This is a genomic window from Vibrio sp. 970, from assembly GCF_033339075.1.
In genome coordinates, this window is record NZ_JAWOTW010000064.1 from 1 (window position 1) to 1457 (window position 1457).

Annotated in this window: 2 protein-coding genes; both read left to right on the plus strand. The window is 44.9% G+C overall.

Going from position 1 to position 1457, the window contains the following annotated elements:
- Positions 1-58: 58 nt before the first annotated feature.
- Positions 59-1102, plus strand: a complete 1044-nt coding sequence (murB, locus tag R7Q11_RS24705; RefSeq protein WP_024699706.1) for a UDP-N-acetylmuramate dehydrogenase — start codon at positions 59-61, stop codon at positions 1100-1102.
- Positions 1099-1457 (plus strand): HTH domain-containing protein (locus R7Q11_RS24710; protein ID WP_225466825.1); only part of this gene is annotated, 359 nt, incomplete at its 3' end. The genes murB and R7Q11_RS24710, both read left to right, overlap by 4 nt.

Here is a 1457-nt window from a genome sequence, read left to right on the forward strand (position 1 = left end):
TTAACTGGGGTAGAATGTGCCCAGTTTAAGAGAATCTTATCTGGCGTTGCAAATCACTATGCAAATTAAAGAACACGCAAGCCTCAAGGCTTTTCACACTTTTGGTATCGAGCAGACTTGCTCCTACTTAGCCATTGTTGACTCGATAGATGATGTAATCAGCCTCTATCAAAATCCTGCTTTTCAAAGTCTGCCGAAGTTGTTTTTGGGTAAAGGCAGCAATGTTCTATTTACTGAACATTTTGATGGTCTCGTCATTGTTAACCGCCTTTTGGGGAAATCGGTTTCAGAAACCCATGAAGATTATCTTCTGCATGTTCAAGGTGGGGAGGATTGGCCGAGTTTGGTGGCTTGGTGTGTTGCCCAAGGTATGGGCGGGATCGAAAACTTAGCTTTGATTCCCGGTTGTGCTGGGTCAGCTCCGATCCAAAACATCGGCGCATACGGGGTTGAACTAAAAGATCTTTGTAGCTACGTCGATGTATTGGATTTGACGACTTTAAAAACGAGGCGGATGAGTGCGGAAGACTGCGAATTTGGGTATCGAGATTCAGTTTTCAAACATGATCTATATGAAAAATGCTTTGTCACAGCCATTGGCTTGAAGCTGCCGAAGCGATGGACGCCGAAGAATCAATATGGGCCGTTACAAAACATCCCTGAAAACGAATTAAGTCCAAATGCAATATTTGAACGTGTGTGCCAAGTTCGTATGGAGAAACTGCCAGACCCAGCTAAAGTCGGTAACGCAGGGAGTTTCTTTAAAAACCCTGTGATCAGCCAAGATCATTATGATCAACTCATTCGAAAGCATAGCGACATGGTGGCTTACCCTGCAAACGAGGGAATGAAAGTGGCAGCCGGTTGGCTGATTGACCAGTGTGGTTTGAAAGGTATTTCAGTCAACGGTGCTCAGGTGAACCCTTTACAAGCGTTGGTATTAACAAATGTCGACAACTGCAGTGCTGATGACGTGGTTGCACTTGCTTCTCTGGTGAAAAAGGCGGTGTGGGATAAGTACCAAATTGAGCTCGAACACGAAGTGCGCTTTATGAATCGTCAAGGTGAAACTAATCTCGCTAAGATTGAGGCGGCTCAATGAGAAAAGAACACTCAGTGAAGCTACATATCCTTAAAACACTCAGCGATGGCGGTTTCCATTCAGGTGAAATGCTTGGACAACAACTGGGCATTTCTAGAGCGGCAATTGCAAAGCACATTAAAGGGTTGAATGATTGGGGAGTGGATATTTATCGTATCCAAGGACGAGGCTATCAACTGGCTCATCCTCTTCAACTATTCGATGAAACTCGTCTGAAAAATGCCATTAGCACTCCGGTAGAACTGATTTCCGTGATCGATTCAACGAATCAATATTTGTTAGAGAAAGTCAGTGAATCCGATAAAGGGCGAGTTTGTATCGCTGAATATCAGGCGCAGGGGCGCGGTCGTCGCGG